General features: G+C 49.9%; 21 protein-coding genes and 1 other RNA gene. 5 read left to right on the plus strand and 17 right to left on the minus strand.

What is annotated here, in order from left to right; genetic code table 11:
• Positions 1–7: 7 nt before the first annotated feature.
• From ABVN36_RS07300 to selO, 3 genes are all read left to right on the plus strand, one after another.
• Positions 8–472 (plus strand): C40 family peptidase, encoded by a 465-nt coding sequence (locus tag ABVN36_RS07300; RefSeq protein WP_001213256.1) that lies wholly within the window; start codon positions 8–10, stop codon positions 470–472.
• 313 nt (positions 473–785) lie between these two features.
• Entirely contained in the window at positions 786–1,499 is a 714-nt protein-coding gene (gene ydiV, locus ABVN36_RS07305; RefSeq protein ID WP_000562006.1) for an anti-FlhDC factor YdiV, read from the plus strand.
• Positions 1,500–1,560: 61 nt separating this feature from the next.
• Positions 1,561–3,003, plus strand: coding sequence for a protein adenylyltransferase SelO (gene selO / locus ABVN36_RS07310; protein ID WP_000175665.1), 1,443 nt, complete (start codon positions 1,561–1,563; stop codon positions 3,001–3,003).
• A gap of 35 nt (positions 3,004–3,038) precedes the next feature.
• On the opposite strand, the gene hemP is transcribed toward selO, so the two are convergent.
• The 3 genes from hemP to ppsR form a co-directional block, all read right to left on the minus strand.
• Positions 3,039–3,230 (minus strand): hemin uptake protein HemP, encoded by a 192-nt coding sequence (gene hemP, locus ABVN36_RS07315; RefSeq protein WP_000089115.1) that lies wholly within the window; start codon positions 3,228–3,230, stop codon positions 3,039–3,041.
• 156 nt (positions 3,231–3,386) lie between these two features.
• On the minus strand, positions 3,387–4,433 hold the full coding sequence (gene aroH, locus ABVN36_RS07320) for a 3-deoxy-7-phosphoheptulonate synthase AroH (protein ID WP_001082196.1): 1,047 nt from the start codon (positions 4,431–4,433) through the stop codon (positions 3,387–3,389).
• A 155-nt stretch (positions 4,434–4,588) separates the two neighbouring features.
• Positions 4,589–5,422 (minus strand): posphoenolpyruvate synthetase regulatory kinase/phosphorylase PpsR, encoded by an 834-nt coding sequence (gene ppsR / locus ABVN36_RS07325; RefSeq protein ID WP_000370992.1) that lies wholly within the window; start codon positions 5,420–5,422, stop codon positions 4,589–4,591.
• A 336-nt stretch (positions 5,423–5,758) separates the two neighbouring features.
• Between ppsR and ppsA the strand changes: the two genes are divergently transcribed.
• Positions 5,759–8,137 carry a phosphoenolpyruvate synthase gene (gene ppsA / locus ABVN36_RS07330; RefSeq protein WP_000069333.1) on the plus strand — a complete coding sequence of 793 codons (2,379 nt, stop codon included), beginning with the start codon at positions 5,759–5,761 and terminating at the stop codon, positions 8,135–8,137.
• Positions 8,138–8,178: 41 nt separating this feature from the next.
• On the opposite strand, the gene fadK is transcribed toward ppsA, so the two are convergent.
• From fadK to ABVN36_RS07355, 5 genes are all read right to left on the minus strand, one after another.
• Positions 8,179–9,819 (minus strand): medium-chain fatty-acid--CoA ligase, encoded by a 1,641-nt coding sequence (gene fadK, locus ABVN36_RS07335; protein WP_023138658.1) that lies wholly within the window; start codon positions 9,817–9,819, stop codon positions 8,179–8,181.
• 89 nt (positions 9,820–9,908) lie between these two features.
• Entirely contained in the window at positions 9,909–10,202 is a 294-nt protein-coding gene (locus ABVN36_RS07340) for a ferredoxin family protein (protein ID WP_000093359.1), read from the minus strand.
• Positions 10,199–11,485, minus strand: a complete 1,287-nt coding sequence (locus ABVN36_RS07345; RefSeq protein ID WP_001278565.1) for an FAD-dependent oxidoreductase — start codon at positions 11,483–11,485, stop codon at positions 10,199–10,201. The genes ABVN36_RS07340 and ABVN36_RS07345 overlap by 4 nt, the downstream gene beginning before the upstream one ends.
• 56 nt (positions 11,486–11,541) lie before the next feature.
• On the minus strand, positions 11,542–12,477 hold the full coding sequence (locus ABVN36_RS07350) for an electron transfer flavoprotein subunit alpha (protein WP_001015880.1): 936 nt from the start codon (positions 12,475–12,477) through the stop codon (positions 11,542–11,544).
• A 21-nt stretch (positions 12,478–12,498) separates the two neighbouring features.
• Positions 12,499–13,263, minus strand: coding sequence for an electron transfer flavoprotein (locus tag ABVN36_RS07355; protein ID WP_000692095.1), 765 nt, complete (start codon positions 13,261–13,263; stop codon positions 12,499–12,501).
• A gap of 462 nt (positions 13,264–13,725) precedes the next feature.
• Here ABVN36_RS07355 and ABVN36_RS07360 point away from each other — a divergent pair, with 462 nt between their 5' ends.
• Positions 13,726–14,616: an AraC family transcriptional regulator gene (locus ABVN36_RS07360; RefSeq protein ID WP_000284832.1), complete on the plus strand. Its 891-nt coding sequence runs from the start codon at positions 13,726–13,728 to the stop codon at positions 14,614–14,616.
• 75 nt (positions 14,617–14,691) lie between these two features.
• Here ABVN36_RS07360 and ABVN36_RS07365 read toward each other — a convergent pair whose 3' ends face one another.
• From ABVN36_RS07365 to ydiK, 9 genes are all read right to left on the minus strand, one after another.
• Positions 14,692–15,843, minus strand: a complete 1,152-nt coding sequence (locus ABVN36_RS07365) for an acyl-CoA dehydrogenase (RefSeq protein WP_000347819.1) — start codon at positions 15,841–15,843, stop codon at positions 14,692–14,694.
• Positions 15,844–15,856: 13 nt separating this feature from the next.
• Complete coding sequence (locus ABVN36_RS07370; protein WP_000700599.1) at positions 15,857–17,452, minus strand: acyl CoA:acetate/3-ketoacid CoA transferase; 1,596 nt, start codon at positions 17,450–17,452, stop codon at positions 15,857–15,859.
• 153 nt (positions 17,453–17,605) lie between these two features.
• Positions 17,606–18,364, minus strand: coding sequence for a type I 3-dehydroquinate dehydratase (aroD, locus tag ABVN36_RS07375; protein ID WP_023138659.1), 759 nt, complete (start codon positions 18,362–18,364; stop codon positions 17,606–17,608).
• 44 nt (positions 18,365–18,408) lie between these two features.
• Positions 18,409–19,275: a quinate/shikimate dehydrogenase gene (ydiB, locus tag ABVN36_RS07380; protein ID WP_000383488.1), complete on the minus strand. Its 867-nt coding sequence runs from the start codon at positions 19,273–19,275 to the stop codon at positions 18,409–18,411.
• 66 nt (positions 19,276–19,341) lie between these two features.
• Positions 19,342–20,577, minus strand: coding sequence for an MFS transporter (locus tag ABVN36_RS07385; RefSeq protein ID WP_000081209.1), 1,236 nt, complete (start codon positions 20,575–20,577; stop codon positions 19,342–19,344).
• 363 nt (positions 20,578–20,940) lie between these two features.
• Positions 20,941–22,152 carry an MFS transporter gene (locus ABVN36_RS07390; protein ID WP_000797669.1) on the minus strand — a complete coding sequence of 404 codons (1,212 nt, stop codon included), beginning with the start codon at positions 22,150–22,152 and terminating at the stop codon, positions 20,941–20,943.
• 140 nt (positions 22,153–22,292) lie between these two features.
• A complete protein-coding gene (locus ABVN36_RS07395) occupies positions 22,293–22,652 on the minus strand; it encodes a YdiL family protein (protein ID WP_000980455.1) in 360 nt (119 codons plus the stop codon).
• Positions 22,653–22,818: 166 nt separating this feature from the next.
• An RNA gene (gene rprA / locus ABVN36_RS07400) (antisense sRNA RprA) lies at positions 22,819–22,926 on the minus strand.
• A gap of 182 nt (positions 22,927–23,108) precedes the next feature.
• Positions 23,109–24,227, minus strand: a complete 1,119-nt coding sequence (gene ydiK, locus ABVN36_RS07405) for an AI-2E family transporter YdiK (protein WP_000248615.1) — start codon at positions 24,225–24,227, stop codon at positions 23,109–23,111.
• Between the last annotated feature and the right edge of the window lie 121 nt (positions 24,228–24,348).

Below are 24,348 nucleotides of genomic sequence, written 5' to 3' on the forward strand. Positions count from 1 at the left end.
TTGCGGCATGCGTTTTTGGCTTCTTGTTATCACAGCATTGTTCCTGGCAGGATGCAGTACTCATCGGGCACCGGCGCCAAATGCCAGATTATCAGACTCCATTACCGTCATTGCGGGTCTGAACGATCAGTTGCAGTCCTGGCGCGGTACGCCATACCGCTACGGCGGCATGAGTCGCAGAGGCGTGGACTGTTCCGGCTTTGTGGTAGTCACTATGCGCGACAAGTTTGATTTGCAGTTGCCTCGTGATACGCGTGAACAATCAAAAATCGGCACCAGAATCGATAAAGATGAATTGCTGCCCGGAGATTTGGTTTTCTTTAAAACCGGTTCGGGCGAAAGTGGTTTACATGTTGGTATTTACGATACAAATAATGAGTTTATTCATGCCTCTACCAGTCGTGGCGTGATGCGTTCATCGCTGGATAATGTGTACTGGCGAAAAAACTTCTGGCAGGCACGGCGAATTTAACCTCGCAGACGATATAAATTTTATAGTCTATTTTTAACATATCGTCGGTTGAACTTATGACATCTGTTGTCATCATATATAATGATATAACCGTAGCATTTACAAACGTACTTTTATTAAAAACGGGCGTGTTCACGCCCTGTTAAAAGTACAAGATTGAATATTGGTTTATAATCAGAGTAAGTTAAAAAAAGGAACCGGTTCACCGGTAAACAAGAAAAATGATGACGCTTCAATTAGTATCTGAAGTTACGTCTGTTTCCGTCCGTAGTGACTGGATGGCGAATAGCGCCCTAACCATGGGACTGGCGTAATGATTGCTTCACTTGATGAGCTTTACCATTCCGAACTCTTTTTCCTTCCCGTCATGGATGAAAACGCTCGGCTTGTTGGTTTAGAGATTATTGCAACGTTTGCCGCTGAAGACGGCGCCGTGCGGATGCCGACTGAGTTGGTAGCGCCTCGCCTTTCGGTGGAGGAACAATACTGTCTGTTTGTTGAAAAACTGGCGTTGTTAGAAACCTGTCAGCACTTTTTTATTCAGCATAAACTTATTGCATGGCTTAATTTACCGCCTGCAATTAGTGACTTATTATTATTAGATAGCGAACTTTTTTCCCGGGCAGCGCGCTTTCCGTTTCTTGAATTAGCTATAAATGAGAATTATCCTGGGTTAAACCAGGGCAAAAACAATGAAACGTTAGCTAATCTGGCAATGCATTTCCCATTAATGCTGGCAAATTTTGGGGCAGGCGAGGCGTCGACTAAAGCTATTTTCGATGGGCTTTTCAAACGAGTCATGTTGGATAAAAATTTTATTCAGCAGCGAGCTGAAATGATCTCATTCGAACCATTCATGCACGCTATCGTTGCCCAGATCTCCTCCAGCTGTGAGTCGCTGATGATTGCCGGTATTGATACTGAGGCGATGTTTGCGCGCGCAGCGCCATTGGGGTTTAGCGCATTCCAGGGCGGACTATGGCCTTCGGTGCCGGTAAGCCAGCTCATTAAACTCGTTCAGCGATAACCTTTCTGTTTGCCGGTGTTTAACCGGTGATTAACCGTCTACACTGAAGACAGGAGGCCCTATGACCCTGTCTTTTACTGCCCGTTGGCGCGATGAACTGCCAGCAACGTATACCGCGCTTTTACCCACACCGTTAAAAAATGCGCGACTGATTTGGTATAACGACGAACTGGCGCAGCAGTTAGCCATTCCCGCGTCGTTATTTGACGCTACTAATGGCGCTGGCGTTTGGGGCGGCGAAACCTTATTACCCGGTATGTCGCCTGTCGCGCAGGTATATAGCGGGCATCAGTTCGGCGTCTGGGCGGGACAGCTCGGCGACGGACGCGGTATTTTGCTGGGCGAACAGCTCCTGGCGGATGGCTCGACCCTCGACTGGCATCTGAAAGGCGCCGGATTAACACCCTATTCGCGAATGGGGGATGGACGCGCCGTCCTGCGTTCAACCATACGAGAAAGTCTTGCCAGCGAAGCCATGCATTATCTGGGTATTCCCACGACGCGCGCGTTATCTATCGTAGCCAGCGATACGCCGGTTCAGCGAGAGACGCAGGAAACGGGCGCGATGTTAATGCGTCTGGCACAAAGTCATATGCGTTTTGGTCATTTCGAACATTTCTATTACCGCCGTGAGCCGGAAAAAGTTCAGCAACTGGCTGATTTCGCTATTCGTCATTATTGGCCGCAATGGCAGGATGTCCCGGAAAAATATGCTTTGTGGTTTGAAGAGGTGGCGGCGCGTACCGGAAGACTCATCGCCGAGTGGCAAACCGTCGGTTTTTCGCACGGCGTTATGAATACGGATAACATGTCGATTCTGGGGCTGACCATCGACTATGGTCCCTTTGGTTTTCTCGATGACTACGATCCCGGCTTCATTGGTAACCATTCCGATCATCAGGGACGTTACCGCTTCGATAATCAACCGTCGGTGGCGCTGTGGAATTTACAACGTCTGGCGCAGACGTTAACCCCTTTTATTGAGATCGACGCGTTAAACAGAGCGCTGGATCGTTACCAGGACGCGTTGTTAACGCACTATGGGCAGCGAATGCGCCAGAAGCTGGGCTTCTTTACCGAGCAAAAAGACGATAACGCTTTACTGAATGAATTGTTTAGTCTGATGGCACGCGAAGGGAGTGATTATACCCGTACATTTCGGATGTTAAGCCATACGGAGCAACAGAGCGCTTCCTCGCCGTTGCGGGATACGTTTATCGATCGCGCGGCGTTCGATGCCTGGTTCGACCGCTACCGGGCGCGATTGCGCACAGAGGCGGTGGATGACGCGCTGCGCCAGCAGCAGATGCAACGCGTGAATCCTGCGATTGTGTTGCGCAACTGGCTGGCGCAACGCGCGATAGACGCGGCTGAACAGGGAGACATGGCGGAACTGCATCGGTTGCATGAAGTTTTACGTCAACCTTTTACCGATCGAGATGATGACTATGCCAGCCGACCACCGGAGTGGGGAAAGCGGCTGGAGGTCAGTTGTTCAAGTTAGCCTGATGCCAGCAGCATCGTCTGCTGGCGGGAGCGCTATTTGGTTAACAGTAGTTTACCGGCCTGAGTTTTGCGCAACAGATACTCCTGACCGTTGTGATCGATAATGACTTTGCCGTCCGGACCTAATAGCGCCTGACTGTTGACGCGCCGTTCAGCGGCAGGGAGAAGCGTTTCATTGTCTATTTCCTTAGGGTGAGGCAGCTCGGTGTTATCCATACGCGACATGCTATTTATTAATAATCAAACTCACAATGATTATTATTATCAATAATTAATGCGATAACAGCAAGTGCTAATTCTGTGGAGTGATATACGCGCGGGGAGAGAAAAGGGCGGGTAACGCATCGAAGAAACGCCCATCCCGACAGGATGGGCGAGCTATTAAAAGCGGCTGTCTACCGCCGCGGCCAGTTTTTCCAACAAAACTTCCGTATCTTCCCAGTTCAGGCAAGGATCGGTAATGGACTGACCATAGATTAATGGTTGACCGCTGATAATTTTTTGCGTGCCTTCCCGTAAAAAACTCTCGGCCATAATCCCGGCAATTGCCGTGGAGCCATTACGAATCTGCTGGCAAATATCATCACATACCTCCAACTGGCGGCGATGCTGTTTTTGACAGTTGCCGTGGCTGAAGTCGACGACCAGATGTTCCGGCAGATCAAATTCATGCAACGTGTCGCAGGCGGCGGCAATATCTTCAGCGTGGTAGTTCGGTTTTTTACCGCCGCGCATGATGATGTGCCCATACGGGTTGCCACTCGTCTGGTAGATGGTCATCTGTCCGTCTTTATCCGGCGAGAGAAACATATGGCTGGCGCGGGAGGCGCGAATAGCGTCAACGGCAATGCGAGTATTGCCATCCGTACCATTTTTAAAGCCGACCGGACAAGAGAGCGCAGAAGCCATTTCCCGATGGATTTGGCTTTCGGTGGTACGCGCGCCAATCGCTCCCCAACTGATCAGATCGGCAATAAACTGGCCAGTGACCATATCAAGAAACTCTGTGGCGGTCGGTACTCCCAGTTCGTTCACCTGCAATAGCAAGCGACGCGCCAGTTCAAGCCCATAATTGACGCGGTAACTTCCATTCAAGTCAGGATCGGAAATCAGGCCTTTCCATCCCACGACGGTGCGCGGTTTTTCAAAATAGGTGCGCATGACGATCTCCAGACGCGCCTGATGCTTTTGGCGTTGTGCCTGGAGCTGCGTCGCGTATTCCATGGCAGCATTCAGATCGTGAATCGAACAGGGGCCAATGACGACCAGTAGCCGTGGATCTTCACCATTTAAAATCTTTTCTATCCGGCGTCGGGAGTCGGTAACGTGACTGGCGACGGAGGACGATACAGGATACCGCTGCGCGAGTTCGGTCGGTGTTACCAGGCTGTCGATACGCGCAGTACGGAGTTCGTCGGTTCTGTTCATTACAAGTCTCAGAAATTTGTTGCTTCAACGGCAGGACTACCGGGAAGTGATGGGCATCACGATAAACCAATCCCTGCTGATTTCAAGTGCGAGGCGTGTCACACCTCGCAGGCAGAACGGCATGATAACAAAAACCAATCCATTAAACTAGTTTGCTAGTACATCCTGCGGTTAAGCCCCATAATGTCGAGAATTTTGGTGGCTATCTCTTCAACGGAATAATTGGTGCTGTTCAGGCAGGGGATCTGATTCTTACGATACAGCGCTTCGACCTCCGCCACTTCCATGCGGCACTGACGCAACGAGGCATAGCGACTGTTTTCACGGCGTTCTTCGCGAATTGCCGCCAGGCGTTCAGGGTCAATTGTCAGGCCGAACAGTTTATGTTGTAGCGGTTTTAACGATGTGGGCAGCGTCAAATTATCCATATCATCGGCGATGAAAGGATAGTTAGCCGCACGAATGCCGAATTGCATTGCCAGATAGAGGCTGGTGGGCGTTTTTCCACAGCGCGAAACGCCAAGTAAAATGACCTGGGCCTGATCGAGATTGCGCAATGAAATGCCATCATCATGCGCCAGGGTATAATCGATAGCGGCAATACGGGCGTCATACTTGTTCAGGTTACCCGGATTAAGCCCATGAGTACGATGAGCGATTGGCGTCGGATCCAGTTTCATCTCCTGCTGAAGCGGCGCCACCAGCGCCTGGACGATATCCTGGCAGAAACCTTCGCTCTGTAAGATGATGGCGCGAATTTCAGGTAAAACAATCGAGTAAAACACCAGCGGGCGAACGCCGGTTTGCTGATAAATGGCGTCAATTTGGTCTTTGACGGCGCGGGCGCGACTTTCGTTTTCCACGAATGGCAGCGTGATGCTGCTGATCGTCACCGGAAACTGCGACATAACCGCGTGACCCAGGACCTCGGCGGTGATGGCGGTACCATCAGAAATATAGAAAACATGGCGATCAACAACATTATCCATTCTGTTCATCCTGAAGAGTAAACATAATTATCTGAAAGCATAAATTAAAAGTAACGGGAAACGTATAACTTGTCGCTTATTTTATAAAATGACAGGCGCTTTTTATAATTAATGAAAAGTGTGTTTCATTTCCTGGAAACGCAGTTTATACCGGGGGTTATTCAGGGAATGCCGTGCTATGCGCGGGTTTGCGCAACTACGTAAACAATCTGAAAAAATGAAAAAATAAATTTGCTTGAACGATTCACCGTTTTTTTCGCGGGTTTAAGTATGCCAGGATAAATACGCAACTATGTGTTTCTTAAACTCGTTCATTTATCACAAAAGGATTGTTCGATGTCCAACAATGGCTCGTCACCGCTGGTGCTTTGGTATAACCAACTCGGCATGAATGATGTAGACAGAGTTGGGGGCAAAAATGCCTCCCTGGGTGAAATGATTACTAACCTTTCCGGCATGGGCGTATCCGTTCCGAATGGTTTTGCAACCACTGCCGATGCGTTTAACCAGTTTTTGGATCAAAGCGGCGTAAACCAGCGCATTTATGAGCTGCTGGATAAGACAGATATTGATGATGTCTCCCAGCTGGCGAAAGCGGGCGCGCAGATCCGCCAGTGGATTATCGACACTCCTTTCCAGCCGGCGCTGGAAAACGCCATCCGCGATGCCTATGCGCAGCTTTCGTCGGATGATGAAAATGCCTCTTTTGCCGTGCGTTCCTCCGCCACGGCGGAAGATATGCCAGATGCTTCGTTTGCGGGCCAACAGGAAACGTTTCTTAACGTTCAGGGCTTCGATGCGGTACTGGTGGCAGTGAAACACGTATTTGCTTCTCTGTTTAACGATCGCGCCATCTCTTATCGCGTTCACCAGGGATATGATCATCGCGGCGTAGCGCTTTCCGCTGGCGTGCAGCGGATGGTTCGCTCCGATCTCGCCTCGTCAGGGGTGATGTTCTCTATCGATACCGAATCCGGCTTTGACCAGGTGGTCTTTATCACCTCGGCATGGGGACTGGGTGAAATGGTGGTGCAGGGCGCGGTTAACCCGGATGAATTTTATGTCCATAAGCCAACCCTGGCGGCAGGCCGTCCGGCCATCGTACGCCGCACCATGGGGTCGAAAAAAATCCGCATGGTTTACGCCGCCACCCAGGAGCACGGCAAGCAAGTGAAGATTGAAGATGTGCCGCAGGAACAGCGCGACATTTTCTCGCTCACCAACGAAGAAGTGCAGGAACTGGCGAAACAAGCGGTGCAGATTGAGCAGCACTATGGTCGTCCGATGGATATCGAATGGGCGAAAGACGGTCATACCGGTAAGCTCTTTATTGTGCAGGCACGTCCGGAAACCGTGCGCTCCCGTGGCCAGGTGATGGAGCGTTATACGCTACATGCGCAGGGGAAAATCATTGCCGAAGGTCGTGCTATTGGGCATCGTATCGGCGCAGGTACGGTAAAAGTTATTCACGATATCGGCGAAATGAACCGTATTGAGCCTGGCGATGTGCTTGTCACCGATATGACCGACCCGGACTGGGAACCGATCATGAAAAAAGCGGCGGCGATTGTCACTAACCGTGGCGGGCGCACCTGTCACGCGGCGATTATCGCCCGCGAATTGGGCATTCCGGCGGTAGTCGGCTGCGGCGACGCCACCGAACGCATGAAAGATGGCGAAAAAGTAACCGTCTCCTGCGCAGAAGGTGATACCGGTTATGTTTATGCCGACATGCTGGATTTCAGCGTAAAAAGCTCCAGCGTAGACACCATGCCAGAGCTACCTCTGAAGGTCATGATGAATGTCGGCAACCCGGACAGGGCATTTGACTTTGCCTGCCTGCCGAATGAAGGCGTAGGTCTGGCGCGACTGGAATTCATCATTAACCGTATGATTGGCGTTCACCCACGCGCGCTGCTGGAGTTTGACGACCAGGATGCCGCGCTGCAAAACGACATTCGTGAGATGATGAAAGGGTTTGACTCGCCGCGTGAATTTTACGTTGGTCGACTGACGGAAGGGATCGCGACGTTAGGCGCCGCCTTCTACCCGAAACGCGTCATCGTTCGCCTGTCTGACTTTAAGTCCAACGAATACGCCAACCTGGTCGGCGGCGAACGCTATGAGCCGCATGAAGAAAACCCGATGCTGGGCTTCCGCGGCGCGGGTCGTTACGTCGCAGAAAGTTTCCGCGATTGTTTTGCGCTGGAATGCGAAGCGGTGAAACGCGTGCGCAACGATATGGGCCTTACCAACGTCGAAATCATGATCCCGTTCGTGCGGACGGTCGACCAAGCGAAAGCGGTCATCGAAGAGCTGGCGCGCCAGGGGCTTAAACGCGGCGAGAACGGGCTGAAGATCATCATGATGTGCGAGATCCCGTCCAATGCCTTGCTGGCTGAACAGTTCCTCGAGTATTTTGATGGCTTCTCGATTGGTTCTAACGACATGACGCAGCTGGCGCTGGGGCTGGATCGCGATTCCGGCGTGGTGTCTGAACTGTTTGACGAGCGTAACGACGCGGTGAAAGCGCTGCTGTCGATGGCGATCCGCGCGGCGAAAAAACAGGGCAAATATGTTGGAATTTGTGGTCAGGGTCCGTCCGACCATGAAGACTTTGCCGCCTGGCTGATGGAAGAGGGGATCGACAGCCTGTCGCTGAACCCGGACACCGTGGTTCAGACCTGGCTGAGTCTGGCGGAACTGAAGAAGTAATGTGATACCGGATGGCGGCGTTAACGTCGCCATCCGGCAATTTATACCGCGGTGTGCTCCTTGCGCAGCCGCTCAATAATATCCTGCCGCAACAGAAACTTCTGCACTTTGCCAGAGGCGGTTCTGGGCAGTTTTTCTACGATGACGATCCGTTCCGGATATTTATACTTCGCTACCCGTTTTCGACTGAAAAAAGCGATCACCTCTTCCAGCGTCAGCGAAAGGTGCGGCGGTTTTAAGACCACATACGCGCATGAACGTTCGCCTAAGCGTTCATCAGGCATAGCAACGACGCAAGCATCGTGTATGCGAGGGTGCTGTAGCAAAATATCTTCGACTTCGCGACTGCTGATATTTTCACCTCCACGTATAATAATATCCTTTTTGCGCCCGGTAATTTTGATATAACCGTCTTCATCCATGCGGCAGAGGTCGCCGCTGTAATACCAGCCCTCATTATCCAGTGCGCGGGCGGTAAGTTCCGGCTCGTCCAGGTATCCCATAAAAACGTTCGGCCCGCGCGAGGCTTCTTCGCCTTCGTGGCCTGCTGGAAGCGTATTGCGATCTTCATCCACGATTTTAATTTCTACACCGGTGGCGGCATAACCATCGGTATTCATCATGCGTGAAGTCGAATCACCCAGATTAACCATCGAGTGTGGAGAACTTTCTGTAGAACCGTAAATACTCAATAATTTGATACCGCGCTGCTGGCAGTCGCGGGCAACCTTTTTGGGAATAGTCGTGCCGCCGCATAAGAAGAATCGCAGTGAGGAGAGGTCGGCAGGCTGTTGCTCAACGGCACAAAGCAGATCGTAAATAAACGGCGTCGCGCCTGACATACAGGTACAGCGTTGCTGCGCTAATAAGGTAAGGCAGGCTTCTGGGGTAAAGATGTCCAGCAATACGCTACGCGCCCCGATTAAAAAGGGCGCGGTGACGCCGTGTAAAAATCCGGTGGCGTGGCCCAGTGGCGCAGGCATCAGGAACACATCTTGCCAGGTTAAATTCAACCGCGCGCAATACGCCCGTTCGCTGGCAAGAATATTATTGTGGGTCAACATCACCCCTTTCGGCATTCCTTCTGTGCCGGAGGTAAACAGCACTGCCGCCAGTTCATCACCGTGAATGTTAATGTCTGACTGCAACGGTTCGCTGCGGTCGATGATTTGACTAAGCGCAAGCGCTGTGGTGGCAGGCGCCAGTTTATCCACGCCGACAATATGCGTCAGATGGCGCAGTTGATTTTGTAGCGGAAGGATAAGATCGACCGGACGATTCTGTTTGAATACGGTGGGGGCGAAGAATATTTTAGCCTGACATTTGTTCAGCACCCAAACCAGCTCTGCTTCTCGCCAGGCGGGAAGCAGCGGGACAGATACCGCGCCCGTTTTCAGGCAGGCCAGATAAATGAGGGTAAACTCACACCAGCCCGGAAGCTGAAAGGCCACGCGATCGCCCGGTTGGATCCCCTGAGACAGTAACCAGTTTGCCAGGCGGCTTGCCGCGCAGTCGAGTGCGGCGTAGGTCCAGGACGCGCCATGATTATCGACCACGGCGATTTTATCGGGTACGGCGCGTGCGGTTTGCCGCCAGTAGTCGCCCAGTGAAGCATCGCCCCAGTAGCCGGACTCGCGATAGGTTTTCCGCCTTGCGGCGTCAAACGTTAATGTAACACTCATTGACTTGTTCTCTATTAATACAAATGACGTAATCTCCGGGGGCAAGCCGAATAAGACACCGTAGCGTCGTTATCCGGTGTTTCAGAGCGTCAGCCGTAGCGAAACTCAACGCCGAACGTTCCCGCCGGGTATTCCCATTTTTCGAGAAGAGTATTGCCGCAGAGAACCCTGCAGGTCCCGCATTCCAGGCAGCCCGCGGAGTCAAAATGAATATTTCCCGCATCGTCCAGCTTATAGAGTCCGGCAGGGCAGGCTTTTATTAATTTATTAAACTCCAGCATGTCAGGCGAGGAGCGCAAAATGATATGTGGGTGTCCTTCATCTACGTAAAATTTATTTACGCCCAATTTGACGTCAACATTCACCTTATTGTCCGAACTCATAATGCCGTAGCCCCTTTTATGCCGTCTTTTAATAGATTCACCAGTCCAATTTTTTTCGCATGTGACAGGATAGTTTTACGCAACGGTGGGACTGGACCGCCATCAACGGTGAACAGATCGCCCACAATGTTTGCCGCCATTCGCGGGTACTCGGTAAAAAGCCGTGGGTTTTCCATTAATCCGGGGAGTTTGCGGAAATGCCGCATATCGCGTAACACGCCGTTTTTCTCCAGCGCGCGTTTGTAACCGGCAAGACTCGCGGCGGAAAAATCTTGCCGCGCTTTAGCGTCAATGGCGGTTTGAGCGGCCGCTTGCGCGGACGCGATGGCTAAATCCATGCCGCGGACGGTATAACCGAGATTCAGACAAAGACCGGCGGCGTCGCCGACAATCATCACGCCGTCATTTGCCAGCTCCGGCATCATTGCTATGCCGCCTTCGGGCACCATATGAGCGGAGTATTCAAGCAGCGTTCCCCCCTGAATCAAAGGGCGTATTGCCGGATGCTGTTTAAAATCTTCCAGCATTTGCGGTACGCTTTTGGTCGCGTGAGCAATGTCGCCCAGGCCACATACCAGCCCCAGAGAAACCGAATCGCGGTTGGTATAAAGAAACCCGCCGCCCATGAGCCCGTTGGAGGGCGCGCCAGCGAATAACCAGGCGGCGCCTTCATGGGACGCCAGATTAAAGCGCTCTTCAATAAGTGCCGGAGAGAGCCCAATCAACTCTTTTACGCCGACGGCATAGTGATGCGCAGAAGAGACAGGCACCATGTCCAGCGAACGGCCCAGCATGGAATTCACGCCGTCCGCGAGAATCACAATATTCGCATCCAGAATATCATCCCCGGCCTGAACGCCAGTGACGCGATTGCCTTCACGTACCAGAGCGTCAACCCGTACACCTGGGATAAACTGCGCGCCAGCCTGTTCCGCCTGCGCCATTAGCCACGGGTCCAGTTTGTTGCGCAGTACGGTATATGACGTAAGGGGCGGAGTAGGGGGCGCGCGGTGAAAATCAAGTGTGACGGCGCTTTCTTCGGTTAAAAAGGAGATTTTTTCACGGGTAACGACACGTTCGATGGGGGCGGACGTTGCGAATCCCGGCATAATACTTTCGATACTGTGAGCGTAGAGCCGCCCACCGGTCATATTTTTGCTGCCCGCGCTGTTTCCGCGTTCAATAACCAGTACATCCAGTCCCGCTTTTGCCATCACATACGCAGCGACCGTTCCTGCTACGCCTGCGCCCACCACAATAGCGTCAAATTTATCATCCGACATGCTTTATGCTCCTTTCCCGCCGTATCGACGACGGGAGATGTGCGTTGAAAAAGGAATTAGCGGCTTAACTGGTCGATGAGGGCAGGAACAACCTTATAGATATCGCCCACCAGACCATAATCGGCATAATTGAAAATGGGCGCGTTTTTATCTTTGTTTATTGCGACAATAATTTTTGCGCCGTTTCCACCCACCATATGTTGAATTTGGCCGGAAATGCCCAGCGTCAGATAGAGATCGGATTTCAACAGAACGCCGGATACGCCAATATAACGCTCGCGTTCCATCCAGTTTTCACCTTCCGCAATGGGGCGGGAACAGCCCACTTCTGCGCCGAGGACGGTCGCCAGTTTATGCACCATATCCAGATCGCTTTGCGCCGCCAGGCCTCGTCCTACGCCGATGACCCGTTTGGCTTTGCTCAAATCGACGCTGCTTAACGATTTTGCGCGCCGCTGCTGGCACAATACCTCGTGGCGTGGGGCAATATATGCCAGCGTGGTCTGCGGGCAAGTATGACCGGGGAGAGGGGCGGCGGGTTCCAGCACGCCGGGTGCCAGCGTAATAATCGCCTGCGGGCTGTTTAATTTCTCTTTGCCGAAAGCAAGTCCGCCGTACATGCGATGCTCTGCGTGTAGCGTCCCGTCGAGGAGGTCAATAGACGTCGCGTCGTTCACCATCACGGCGTCAAGCTGGATGCTCAGCCGGGCGCCCAGCGCTTTACAGCGCTTGGTCGCCGCCATGAGCAGCAGCCCATTTTGGTCGCCTAATAACGAGGCCAGCGTTTCGGCATAGTTTTCCACGCGCTGCAAATCCGTATGCGATTCAAGAATGACTATCTCATCAGCGCCAAGCGCTTTCACGTAGTCGATCTCCGTGTTTCCTTGCACGATGGCGTAAACTTTTTCTCCCCACTGCCGCGCGCCGGTCATTAATTCGGCATAACGCTCTACGTTATCGCTAAATACCCATACGTTAGCTAAATGATTCATGATAATTTTTCTCCGTTGGGTTTAGTTCAGGGATTTTTTCAAATGGTCGGCCAATGCGGTAATGGCTTCCGGCGAATCGTTATCGAGAATGATATGCTTGCGTTCTGTCTGCGGCGGTACCGAGATGGCGACCAGTTCCGCCAGTGGCGTGGTTGGGGTCCAGTGGATATCGCTCGCCAGCCACGACGTAACGGCTTTTTTCCCGGCGCCGAGAATGGCTTTCATTGACGGGATGCGTGGAACGTTAATATCTGAGGTCACGCAAAGCACCGCGGGCAGCGTGAGCTCGATAATTTCAACGTCTTCTTCCAGTGTGCGTTCAACGATGATTTTGTCGCCGTCGCGTTGAATATGGCTTACTGCGTTGATGACGGGGAGTTTCAGGAGTTCGCCAGTCAGCAGGCCCACCTGTTGGGCATAAATATCGCCGGAGCCTTCTCCAAAGAGCAGCAGGTCAAAGCCGATTTTCTCCGCCGCGGATGCTAGCGCCAGCGCGGTTTCTTTGGGCAGGGCGTGCTCCAGTTGCGCATCCTGAACCATAAAAAGCGCATCTGGCCCGCGGGATAACACATCTTTGCGGACTTTTGAATTTTGTAACAGAGAGCCGCCGACGGTGAGCGCGGCGATCTCGTCGCCATCGCCAGCTAACTGCGCGGCGGCCTCAATTGCATTTAAATCAAACTGGCTGATTTTGGCCTCGGCACGATCAAAATTGAGCGAATGCTCCGGGGTCACGGTAATGTCCTGTTCTTCAGGCACCAACTTAAAGCAGGTTATTATTTTCATTGCATCTCCAGTGAGTCGCGTGCGGATAAGTAACGTAAATCTGACTAAAAATAGTCTGCGGCAGTCTGAAGAGGTTTTCGATGGGTCAATCTGTTTTCCTTGCCAACAATCTTGCACGAAAAATCTGCGAACAGAGAATCGTTAGCAACCATCTGAAAAGGGCGTCATAAAAATATAAATACGGTAGTGAGAATAATAAGTGCGAAGCATATCATCATTTTTTAACATGAAACGTGCGATGTTGTTTCTGTGAGGTTAAAAGAAAACATCAAAGATATGTCGGCTATGTATTTTTGTCTGATAATACGCTATCGACAGGTAATCTGAGCTGTCTGCAAAAGAACATAATATCTTGCATTCGGAACGAATAATCTTGTTTTGCTGGTAATCTCCACGGTTGTACAACACTGACGCTCGCTTTATTTTATCCTGGTTATCTTTTTAAACCTGACAGAGGTTATTATGTATCAGCGCTGTTTTGACTCCGCCGCGGAGACGATTTTTGAACAGGACAAGACCCCTCGATTTTCACGTTTTGTCATTAGCGATGATCCAAACTGGGAGTCTGGCCATCATATGCATGATAATGAAACAGAGCTTATTTACGTCAAAAAAGGGATAGCCAGGTTAATTATTGACTCTTCACTCTACGTCGCGCATGCGGACGATATTGTCGTCGTTGAGCGGGGGCGGCTACACGCTGTAGCATCCGACAGCAATTCGCCGGCTACCACCTATACCTGTGCGCTGTATGGGTTTTGTTTTCCAGGTTGGGAAGAAAACCAACTATTGCAGAGTCATTCCTGTCCGGTGGTTTCCGTGGTTCAGGGAAAAGAGGTCATTAAAAGTATCTTTAATGAATTAAGCGTGTTACTTCCGCAGGGGAAAAACGTATTGGCTTCCTCTGTATACGATGCATTTGCTTACACTCTGACCGCACTTTACTATGAAAATTTTAAAAATGCCTATCGTTCTGAACAAGGCTACATTAAAAAAGATGTATTAATTAAGGATGTACTTGTTTATCTCAATAATAATTATCGTGAGAAAATCACGCTTGACCAGCTATCGAAAAAATTTCGCGCCAGCGTCAGTTATATATGCCATGAATTTGCCAAAGAATATCATATATCCCCTATCAACTATGTTATTCAACGACGTATGACCGAGGCCAAGTTTGCGCTGACAAACACTGAGTCGCCACTGGCAGAAATTTCATGGCGGGTAGGATATGAAAATGTGGACCATTTTGCCAAATTGTTTATGCGGCATGTAGGATGTTCTCCCAACGATTATCGTAAGCAATTTAAAAATAGTCTGGTTGAGCAGGCGTATTTGCTGCCAAATACCTGACGGCGAAATTTATCTGATTTATTCGGCCTGATGCCGTAAAGCAGTCAGGCCGAATAAGACGTTCCGGTACGATCCTTACTTGTTCTGATAGTCTTTCAGAATTTGGCGTCCTGCCACATAGATCATAATTTCATCCGTGCCGCCACCGATACGTTCGCAGCGAACATCGCGCCAGAAGCGGGAGACACGGGCTTCGTCAGTATAACCAAGCCCACCCATAATCTGAATCGCATCGTCAATCACTTCCATCGCTGTGCGTGCGCAGTACAGCTTAGCCAGCGCGGCGCTGGTACGCAGTGACTCTTCCCGATCGGCCTGCCAGGCGACTTTCAACACCATATTGCGCATGTTTTCGATTTTGATGGCCATTAACGCCAGCTTTTCCTGGATCATCTGGTTATGGCCGATGGGTTTACCAAAGGCGATACGCTGGTTGGCGTAACGGGCGGCATCTTCAAATGCACATTCGGCGAAACCTGTACTGCGCGCCGCATTAATCAAACGCTCCATTTCAAAATTGTACATGACATTGAGGAAACCCATGCCTTCTTCACCGACCCGGTCGCTTTCGTCCACCTCGACATTATCGAGATAAACTTCGCATGTACTCAACATGTGCCAGCCAATTTTGTGCAGCGGATTAATCTTTATGCCCGGTTTATTTGAGTCCACCCACCAAAGCGTGAACGCTTTTTTAGGATCTTTTGGCTCCGTATCGCGCGCCAGAACCAGCATGTAAGGATATTCTTTTGCACCGGTGATAAATGTTTTTTGGCCGTTAAGATAAACCTTGCCGTTTTTACGCGTCCAGGTTGTTGTGGCGCTATTATTATCAGAGCCCGCGCCAGGTTCTGTTAAGGCTAGCGCATATGCTGGATCGCCGGTGGCCAGAGTACTTTCTGCTGTTTTACGCAGTTGTTCTGCGGAACCAAAACGGCGCATACTGTGAATGCATTGGCCGTTGGTAATCAAAAAGGCCGGAGCGCCGCATTTTGAGATTTCCATCAGCGCCAGCATTTGCGTTACATAGTCAGCCGGAATGCCGCCGAATTCTTCCGGGACGCCCAGCATCGAAATACCGTTTTCCGCCAGCGCCTGCATAAATTCTTTGGGATAGGTGCCCGTTTGATCGCAGGTACGGAAATACTCTTCCGGAAAATTGCTGGTGATTAACTCGCGAATACTGGCCAGTAATAGTTCTTGTTCTTCAGTTAATGAAAAATCCATATTTGTACTCCTTTTAATGTGTTGCGTCAGGAAGCGTGAATCCCATAGTGCTATCGGTAAATAATCTTGTGTCCATCAGTTTTAAATCTGGTGAGATAACCGGTGAAAAATCCATCTTGTCAAGAATATCCCGTTGCAGATCGACGCCAGGCGCAATTTCAATTAAATGCAGGCCATCTTGTTTGAGAGTGAAAACCGCACGTTCAGTGATGTAACGCACGTCTAACCCGCGCTCAAGCGCAATTTTTCCACTGAACGTAATTTCCGGCAGTTCGCTGACGAATTTTTTCACGCGACCTTCTTGCAGAATATTTAATTTGCCATCGGTAATTTCAGTTTTTAAACTTCCGGCCGTCAGAGTTCCGCAGAAAATAATTTTTTGCGACGTTGCGCTAATATCGATAAACCCGCCGGTGCCCATAATTTTGCCGTTGAATTTATGTACACCGACATTACCGTGTTGATCCACTTCGGCAAAACTTAAATAGCAGACATCGAGCCCACCGCCGTGATAAAAATCAAATTGTGAGGTCATATCGAGGATCGCGCGGGTATTGACATTGGCGCCGAAGGCCACGCCCTGAGAGGTAATACCGCCTACCGGGCCAGTTTCTACGGTCAGCACGAAGTCATCGGCGCAGCCTTCCTCGCGAGCGACCAGACCAATACCGTCGGCAATGCCTACGCCCACATTGCCTACCGCGCCTTTACGCATTTCAAACAGCGCGCGTCGGGCTACCAGCTTGCGCTGATTAAGGGGCAGGGTAAGCTGGGTACTATCATCAAGAGTAAAATCCCCGGAGATAAATCGGTTCACCGGCGCGCCGCCATAGAGTTGCGTCTGGTCGGCGTCGACAACCACAATATCCACCAGATAGCCGGGAATACGCACGGATTTTGGATGCAGCGTGGCTTTTTTTACCATTTTCTGCACCTGCATCATTACAATACCGCCATTATTGTGAACGGCCTGGGCGATCACCAGCGCATCAAGATACATCACCTCATCTTCAAATGATGCATAGCCTTCGCTGTCGCAGGTGGTGGCGCGGATAAAAGCCACATTAGGCGCTATCGCTTTATAATAGAGATATTCTTTATTATCGATCTCTACCAGCTTAATGAGATCTTCTTTAGTCACGTCGTTTAATTTTCCGCCCTGTTGGCGAGGGTCGACAAAGGTACCAATACCGATATCGCTCAGAATACCCGGCTGGTGTGCGGCGCTGGCGCGCAGCGTCTGGGTTAATACGCCTTGTGGGTAGTTATAGGCGGCGATTTTATTTTGTTCAGCCAGTTCAGAAATACGGGGAGATTGCCCCCAATGTCCGCATAGCGCCCATTTTACCAGTCCCTCCTGCGCCAGCGGGCTGATGCCGCGATCGGCGCGGTCACCTAATCCGGTAGGGCTAATAATAGATAAATCTCGTGGTGACTGGGTTGTTTGATATTTATCTGCCAGTGCGGTAATTAATGTTGTCGCTTCGAGAATACCGCCGCCTGCGCCCAGAATACATAAAGTGGCCTCATCTGGAATATAATTTACTGCTTCTTGTGCAGAGAGCACGGGAACGCGGCCATTAATGCGTGATGGCTTATTGATTTTCATATTTACTCCACTATTATCCCTGAAAGCAATATCGATATAACCGTGTTAAGGTAATAAAGACAGCGGCTTTCAATGAATATGGAACATATTCATATCAGATAACTATTTATTTTATTGTGGCAGAAAGAGAATATTCCGCCACACGATAAAGTATTACGCCTGGTGCAATATAGTTAATACGGTACGCAGATCGGCTACCGATATTTGTCCCGGCGCAGATGCTTTTTTCACCGCGCCAAACGTTGCTGCAGAACCGAACACTTCGCCGGCAAGACGAGATATTACCCCGGTTTTCGACATCGACATGGTAATAATCGGACGATCCGCATAGCGCTCCTGCATTTCTACAGTGGCGGTAAGTAAGGTCAGGACATCGGCTTTAGTCTGCGGCATGACGGCGATCTTCGGAATATCGGCGCCCAGTTCCTGCATTTTACGCAGACGCTGAACAATCTCTTCCGCTGCGGGCGTTTTATGAAAATCATGGTTAGACATGATCACCGCAACGTTGTGTTGATGAGCATAGTCGACGGTGGCTTTCACCTCATCGTCGCCGGTAAAAAGCTCAAGATCGATCATATCGACCAGACTGCTGTCAACCGCTGCACGATTCAGAGCGATATACTGTCCGGTGGTTAGCGCCTGTTCGCCGCCTTCTTTCGCGCTGCGGAAGGTAAATAGCAAGGGTTTATCGGTAATAATCTCCCGGATGGCGCCGGCGGCCTCAAGTACGCTTTCCGCCGTTGTCACGTTGGCAAAATGGTCAACGCGCCACTCCAGAATATCGAAATCCGCTTCACGGTAGGCGAGTGCTTCCGATTTCACATCGGTAATGGTTTTTCCCATTAGCGACACAATGATCTTTGGCGCGCCTTCGCCAACCACGAGATCTCTTACAGTTACGGTTTTCATTTGGTACCCTTCATTGTCATTCGTCGCAATTATAATTTTACCGGTCAGGCTGTGAATCCCATCACCTGCTTCACATAGTCCAATGGAAATGCTTTTCCTGTCCACAGTTCAAACTGTTCGGCTCCTTGCCATAACAACATGCCGTAACCATCAATTGTTTTGCAACCAGCTTGTTGCGCCTGCTGCAATAACTTTGTCATATGCGGATTATAAACACATTCGGTGACCAGCAATTCAGGGCGGAGCAGGGAAACATCGCCGATCAGGGATTCGTTCTCCAATGGTTTCATGCCAACTTTGGTGCCGTTCGTCAGAATATCTGCGCTGGCAAGCGCTTCAGTAAAAGCGTGCTGATCGGCAAGATCGGTGACGGTAACGACGCAATCGGTGTTTTCATTCACCCGCTTCGCAAAGGCAACCGCTTTTTCGAAAAAGTCATCTTTACGGTTAAACAGTTTAATTTCCTTAATGCCTTCAATGGCTGCCTGGGCGCCAATGGCGGTAGCCGCGCCTCCCGCGCCGAGCAGCACCATGGTTTTTCCCCGAATATCGAAACCGCTTTCTTTAATTGCCCGAATATGGCCCGTACCATCCGTGTTGTAGCCGCGTAGATAGCCGTCATCGTTAACAATGGTGTTGATAGCGCCAACCAGTTTTGCTGCTGGCGTTAATTCATCAACATACTCACACGCGAGCTGTTTGTTTGGCATGGAGACGCCCGTACCGCGCATTTTTAATGCTTTCAGTCCTTCAATGGCGCTGGCAAACGTCGTGTTATCCACTTCGAAAGCCATATAGGTATACGGTAGCCCCGCTTTTTCTAACGCTTTGTTTTGCATTTCGGGCGATAAGCTATGACGGATAGGATACGCCATAAGACCAATTAATTCATATTTTGCGGTAACATCCATTTTATACTCCTTAATAAGTGGACAGTGCAGAGCAGGGCGCATGCCTGTTGCGCATAGTTAACATTTTTACTGGAAATAACGCTCGCCAAATCGGACATCGTTTTGCGGGATCTTAAATACGCGATAATAGCGAATAAATACAATAATGGCGGTGATAAATGTCAGTAGTGCAAAGGCAAAATCTAATAAAATGATATATTGCAGGCCAATAGTAGAGAGATAACCGGTGATCAGTGGAATAATAAAGTTAGCTACGCCCCCCATCATCATATATATACTGGTGACTTTAGCTTTACTCTTAGGGAAAAATTCCGACATTACCGATACACCTAATTGTAAAATACCTCCAGCAGCGGAAAAACCAATCACGAAGGCGCCAGCATTACAGATCAGTGGAGAGGGATACAGGTAAATTGCCGCAGCGGTGAGTGTCGCCAGCCCGGCATTGAAAACATTGGCCCAGATGGGGCGAACCATTTTTTTCAGCAATGCGGCAAAAATAAACACGCAAACCAACGATCCCATACTGTAATAAGAGATGGTTTTCAGCGCGTCGGATTCCGCCATTCCGGCGAAGGCCATCGCATATTTAGGCATCCAGACCACAATCACATAGAAGGTTGAGAACGCGGCGACGCCAAATAAAACGGAAGCTACGCCTTCCAGCCAGACGAGGGGAGTACTGTTCATCTGGGGTAATTCTTTCGCAATACTGGCATCGACAAGTTGGCTGGGAAAACGGCTTTTCAACAGCATCAACGTGATGAGGACGAAAAGGATACCGGGGATTACCACCGCGTAGCCGTACCAGATATGGTTGACTAACAAGGCGCTGACGATAAGGGGATAAATCATTTGCCCAAAAGAGACCATCGCTTTAACCAGAATAACTGCCGAGCCCGATGCTTTGGGAAAACACTCCATTAATGCAGGGTATCCGCCGGTATCCAGCGCGGAGTTCGCCACGCCGACACACACCGCTAATATGAAAGCGATCATCAGGTTAGGACTGGCGGGAATACCGAAGAAAAACAGCATATATAGTACGGCGCCAAGCAGTATTATTGCCCGACGGCCAAATTTATCGGACAGTACGCCAAAGAATAAAATACTGACCAGACGGCCAAGACCAATGCCAGAGATTAAATAGGCGATACCGGCGCTATCCGTGGAGAATTTCTGTGCAAGGGAGGTCATGTTCTGGGCTAGTGTAATAACACTCATGCCGTGGAGAAAGTAACTAAAATAAATGCAGATAACAGCCAGCAAATATGGCATGTTGCGAGCCTTGTTCTGAGACATTTGTTCACAGCTCCTTGCTGATGGTTTGATTCAATGTCCTGCTTATTACTGCTTTACTACATGCAGCGATTGTTCAGTAACACTATAAGTCGGTATTGTCGTTATATGTACATAACATGGCGTTTAAAATGCCAGGTTTATTGCATTGATAGCATTTCATTTGTTAGCCGGGAAATATAAAAATTGCTGCGAATTTGTTGTTTAACACATATAACTCGTGATGCTCATCGCAATTTTTCTGATAAGTGTGAAGATAATGAATAATAATTAACACGAAAATTACATTTTTTGTTTCCCGGTGATAATGGCTAACGTTTTATTTTGCATAGCAAGGCAATAATATTGCAGTTGGCACGCTAACATTTATTGTGCAGTTGACGCTGCTTCAGCGTGATGTTGTGATTCAGCCCGACTTCGGTAACCGATGAACAGCGCGAGGAGAAATCCCGCTGCGGCGATACCGGTATCAAACCACATAATATGTGCAATGCTCATTTCTGAAATCCGCGCTGTGATCAACGGAATAGTGAACGTCGCGATACTGCCGGCGCTGTAATAAATGCCGGTCGCTTTACCTTTCTCCTGTGGAAAACGGGCCGCCATCAGCGTCAGGCCGATTTGTACTACGCCACCGGCGGAAGAGAATCCAATGACGAATGCGAAGATCATAACAACATAGGCCTGAGGATGCAGGCAGACCGTCAGAAGCGCAATAAAAGAGATAAAGGTATAAAACATCAATAATGTGGTAGAGCGAATTGTTTTTCTGACCAGCGGGGCAGTAATAAAAACGCAGAGTAGCGAGCCGCAGGTATAAATACTTAACAGTTTGATGGATTGGGTATACGACATTCCTGCGACGAACTGTCCATACTGCGCCAGCCACTGGCTGATAAGATAAAAGGTTGCCATCGAGATATAGCCATAAAGGGTGTAGCTGATAAGATCGATGAGGGAGCAATGATGTACGCCTGTGACAGGCGCTTGCGAGATTTTGGGCTTCAATATCCGACCAGGATAGGGTGGAAAAGGACAGCGTAATAAAAACAGAGCATTAATAAGCATGATCGCCCCGGCAAGCAGGAAGGACCAGCCAAACCACATATTAGCCCAGACTAATAAACTGATAATAATGGGCAACAAGAATTGCCCGCCAGAGACAAATGCTTTGATCAGAATATTTGCCGTACTGGGGGAGCGAGGGAAGGCTTCCATCAAACTGGGATAGGTACCTGCATCTAAAAAACTGTTGGCCATACCCGCTAAAAAGCCACAGGCATAAGCGACAAAAATCGTCTGAGCATAAAGAATGCCAATGAAAAAAATCAGGTAACAGGCGGTCCCCAGAATGATAAAAGGACGGCGACCAAAGCGATCGGAAAGCATACCGGCGATTAACAAAACGCTTAGCCGGCCAATACCAAGCGAAGAGATCACAATAGATACGCCTGCGGCACTGGTATGCCATTGCTGTTCAAGCGATGACATGTTCAGGCTCATCAGGATAACCCCCATGCCATGTACAAAGTAATTAAAATACAACCCTACAGCGGTAGGGAAATAACGATTTTTCATATTATCTGACTCAGAGATGCCGCCTGAACGTTACAGTGGTATACACAGGCAGGAAGCATATTGGATAGGGTGACAAGTCAATGTCGTGATTGTGTGGTTTTCTATCCGGTATCAATACGATGCGGCGATAAAGTTTACGTCTAACACAGCCGCTCCAGATCATGTGCGAAAAGTTCGGCAGCAACAGATTGATAAATTTTCCACTCGATAAAATCCCCCTCTGTATAAATGGACTGAAAAGAAGATAAATCAGGGAAGTAACGCATTGTATTATTGCCGATGCGGTTATTTATTTTGTCCACAATGGCGTTAATTCGTCGCTGTCTCCTGGCTTTCATTTCCTTTAACCTGGCAATGATTTCTGGAGAGATGGGAGTGTCGCCAGCTTCCCATCGTTGCCAGGTTGCCGAATTATTATCCTGGGTGATATAGATTGTGCATTCTTCAATCGTCATATCAAAAATACGCCGTAGTGCTTGTAGTTCTAACGCGTTCATCATTTTTTAGGCTTTTATATGAAAAAAGTGATGCTATAAATAGCACCACCGACACCGTTTCGACTTGAACAGAATCACACTATTTTGTGCAATATTATTTGTTCGTTGCAGATATCGCGGTGTTGAAGGGAAACGGGAGCTGGCTTATGTAACAATGCAGCGAAAAAAGTTAAAAAAAAGCCCATCGTAGGAGACGGGCAAAGACTACACACAGCAATTCGTTGTTTCACTCAGGGGATTTCCATGCTTATAAATCAATGTGTTGATTTATAACCGTGTGCTAATAGTAGGCATGAGCACTTTTTGCGTCGATCAGATTCGTCTCAATAGTTTAAAAACTGTAACGGATTTGCGACAGAAATGAGATGCGGCGGGGAACAGACGGGCGAATCAAAATGGGGTGTGCGTTGAATTGATAAACGTCGCTAAAGCATCGGGCGGCGATGCCGCCCGACGGGATTATGACTGCTTGTTGGCTTCCTCGATATCATCCAGCTCTTCAAGGATCTCCTCTGGTTCATTCGTCGGCGCCGGAACTTCATGTACCCATGCGGAGAACAAACGCCAGGTCACGGCCAGAAGCACCGGTCCAATAAACAGACCAATCATACCGAATGCAATCAGGCCGCCGATTACCCCGGAAAGGATCAGAAGCAGCGGTAAATCGGCGCCCATGCGGATGAGTACCGGGCGAATCACGTTATCCAGAGTGCCGACGACGGCGCTCCAAACCAGCAGCACGGTGCCCCAGGTGGTGTCGCCTGTCCAGTAAAGCCAGATAATGGCTGGAATCAATACCGGCAACGGCCCCAACTGAACCAGACACGAAAGGATCATCACTACCGTCAACAGGGTAGCGTAAGGCACGCCGGAAATCGCCAGCCCGACGCCGCCAAGTACCGCCTGTACCAGCGCGGTGACCACCACGCCAAGCGCCACGGCGCGGATCGCCTGGGCAGCCAGCAGAACCGCCGCATCGCCGCGTTTAGCCGCGAGACGACAGGCAAAATGGCGTATTCCCATCGCCACTTGTTCGCCGCGCCAGTAAAGCAGGGCGCTAAACAACAGCATCAGGGCGCAGTGCATCATAAAGCGTCCGATATGCGCCGCCTGACCGACAAACCAGGTCGTGGTTGTGCCGATATAAGGCCGCACTTTCGCCATAATAGCGCTACCGCCCATATCCAGCAGGCTATGCCATCCGGCATACAGTTTGGCGCCAACCAACGGAATATTATTTAACCATGCCAGATCGGGTAGCGTCATATCGCCGCCGGTCACTGCATGGATGAGCGGGCCGCTACCGTCGACAATGCTGTTCACCAGCAAGGCGACGGGAATAACGAAGAGCAGCACTAACAGCAGCGTCATGACCAGTACGGCAAGCGAGCGGCGGCCCCACAATATTTTTTGTAATTTCAGCAAAACGGGCCAGGTCGCGATAACAATCGTACCTGCCCATGCAAACCCCAAAATAAAAGGCTGTACTATCCACAAACAGGCCACAATCATGATGGCTAAAAACAGCACCGATAGCAGCACTTGCGCAATATCCCTGGGCTGACGAACATTTACCATAAATACTTTTCACCTTTGTCTTTGCGCCAGAACGTTGGCGCGACGTGAACATGCAAACCACACCCTATAATGATGAGCAATTTCAGCGGTTTTTAACAGGCCGATTCTGCATGTAATTCTG

This window comes from Salmonella sp. SJTUF15581 (assembly GCF_043356775.1).
GTDB lineage: Bacteria > Pseudomonadota > Gammaproteobacteria > Enterobacterales > Enterobacteriaceae > Salmonella > Salmonella enterica.

Excerpts from the sequence above, each read along its gene's own strand:
- ABVN36_RS07395 (WP_000980455.1), bottom strand. The coding sequence starts at position 22,652 with ATGATGAACGCGTTAGAACTACAAGCACTACGGCGTATTTTTGATATG.
- aroH (WP_001082196.1), bottom strand. The coding sequence starts at position 4,433 with ATGAACAGAACCGACGAACTCCGTACTGCGCGTATCGACAGCCTGGTA.
- ABVN36_RS07370 (WP_000700599.1), bottom strand. The coding sequence starts at position 17,452 with ATGAAAATCAATAAGCCATCACGCATTAATGGCCGCGTTCCCGTGCTC.
- ABVN36_RS07340 (WP_000093359.1), bottom strand. The coding sequence starts at position 10,202 with ATGAGTTCGGACAATAAGGTGAATGTTGACGTCAAATTGGGCGTAAAT.
- ABVN36_RS07345 (WP_001278565.1), bottom strand. The coding sequence starts at position 11,485 with ATGTCGGATGATAAATTTGACGCTATTGTGGTGGGCGCAGGCGTAGCA.
- selO (WP_000175665.1), top strand. The coding sequence starts at position 1,561 with ATGACCCTGTCTTTTACTGCCCGTTGGCGCGATGAACTGCCAGCAACG.
- ydiK (WP_000248615.1), bottom strand. The coding sequence starts at position 24,227 with ATGGTAAATGTTCGTCAGCCCAGGGATATTGCGCAAGTGCTGCTATCG.
- aroD (WP_023138659.1), bottom strand. The coding sequence starts at position 18,364 with ATGAAAACCGTAACTGTAAGAGATCTCGTGGTTGGCGAAGGCGCGCCA.
- ABVN36_RS07350 (WP_001015880.1), bottom strand. The coding sequence starts at position 12,477 with ATGAATCATTTAGCTAACGTATGGGTATTTAGCGATAACGTAGAGCGT.
- ABVN36_RS07385 (WP_000081209.1), bottom strand. The coding sequence starts at position 20,577 with ATGTCTCAGAACAAGGCTCGCAACATGCCATATTTGCTGGCTGTTATC.
- hemP (WP_000089115.1), bottom strand. The coding sequence starts at position 3,230 with ATGTCGCGTATGGATAACACCGAGCTGCCTCACCCTAAGGAAATAGAC.
- ppsA (WP_000069333.1), top strand. The coding sequence starts at position 5,759 with ATGTCCAACAATGGCTCGTCACCGCTGGTGCTTTGGTATAACCAACTC.
- ppsR (WP_000370992.1), bottom strand. The coding sequence starts at position 5,422 with ATGGATAATGTTGTTGATCGCCATGTTTTCTATATTTCTGATGGTACC.
- ABVN36_RS07365 (WP_000347819.1), bottom strand. The coding sequence starts at position 15,843 with ATGGATTTTTCATTAACTGAAGAACAAGAACTATTACTGGCCAGTATT.
- ABVN36_RS07355 (WP_000692095.1), bottom strand. The coding sequence starts at position 13,263 with ATGAAAATAATAACCTGCTTTAAGTTGGTGCCTGAAGAACAGGACATT.
- ABVN36_RS07300 (WP_001213256.1), top strand. The coding sequence starts at position 8 with ATGCGTTTTTGGCTTCTTGTTATCACAGCATTGTTCCTGGCAGGATGC.
- ABVN36_RS07390 (WP_000797669.1), bottom strand. The coding sequence starts at position 22,152 with ATGAAAAATCGTTATTTCCCTACCGCTGTAGGGTTGTATTTTAATTAC.
- ydiB (WP_000383488.1), bottom strand. The coding sequence starts at position 19,275 with ATGGATGTTACCGCAAAATATGAATTAATTGGTCTTATGGCGTATCCT.
- fadK (WP_023138658.1), bottom strand. The coding sequence starts at position 9,819 with ATGAGTGTTACATTAACGTTTGACGCCGCAAGGCGGAAAACCTATCGC.
- ABVN36_RS07360 (WP_000284832.1), top strand. The coding sequence starts at position 13,726 with ATGTATCAGCGCTGTTTTGACTCCGCCGCGGAGACGATTTTTGAACAG.
- ydiV (WP_000562006.1), top strand. The coding sequence starts at position 786 with ATGATTGCTTCACTTGATGAGCTTTACCATTCCGAACTCTTTTTCCTT.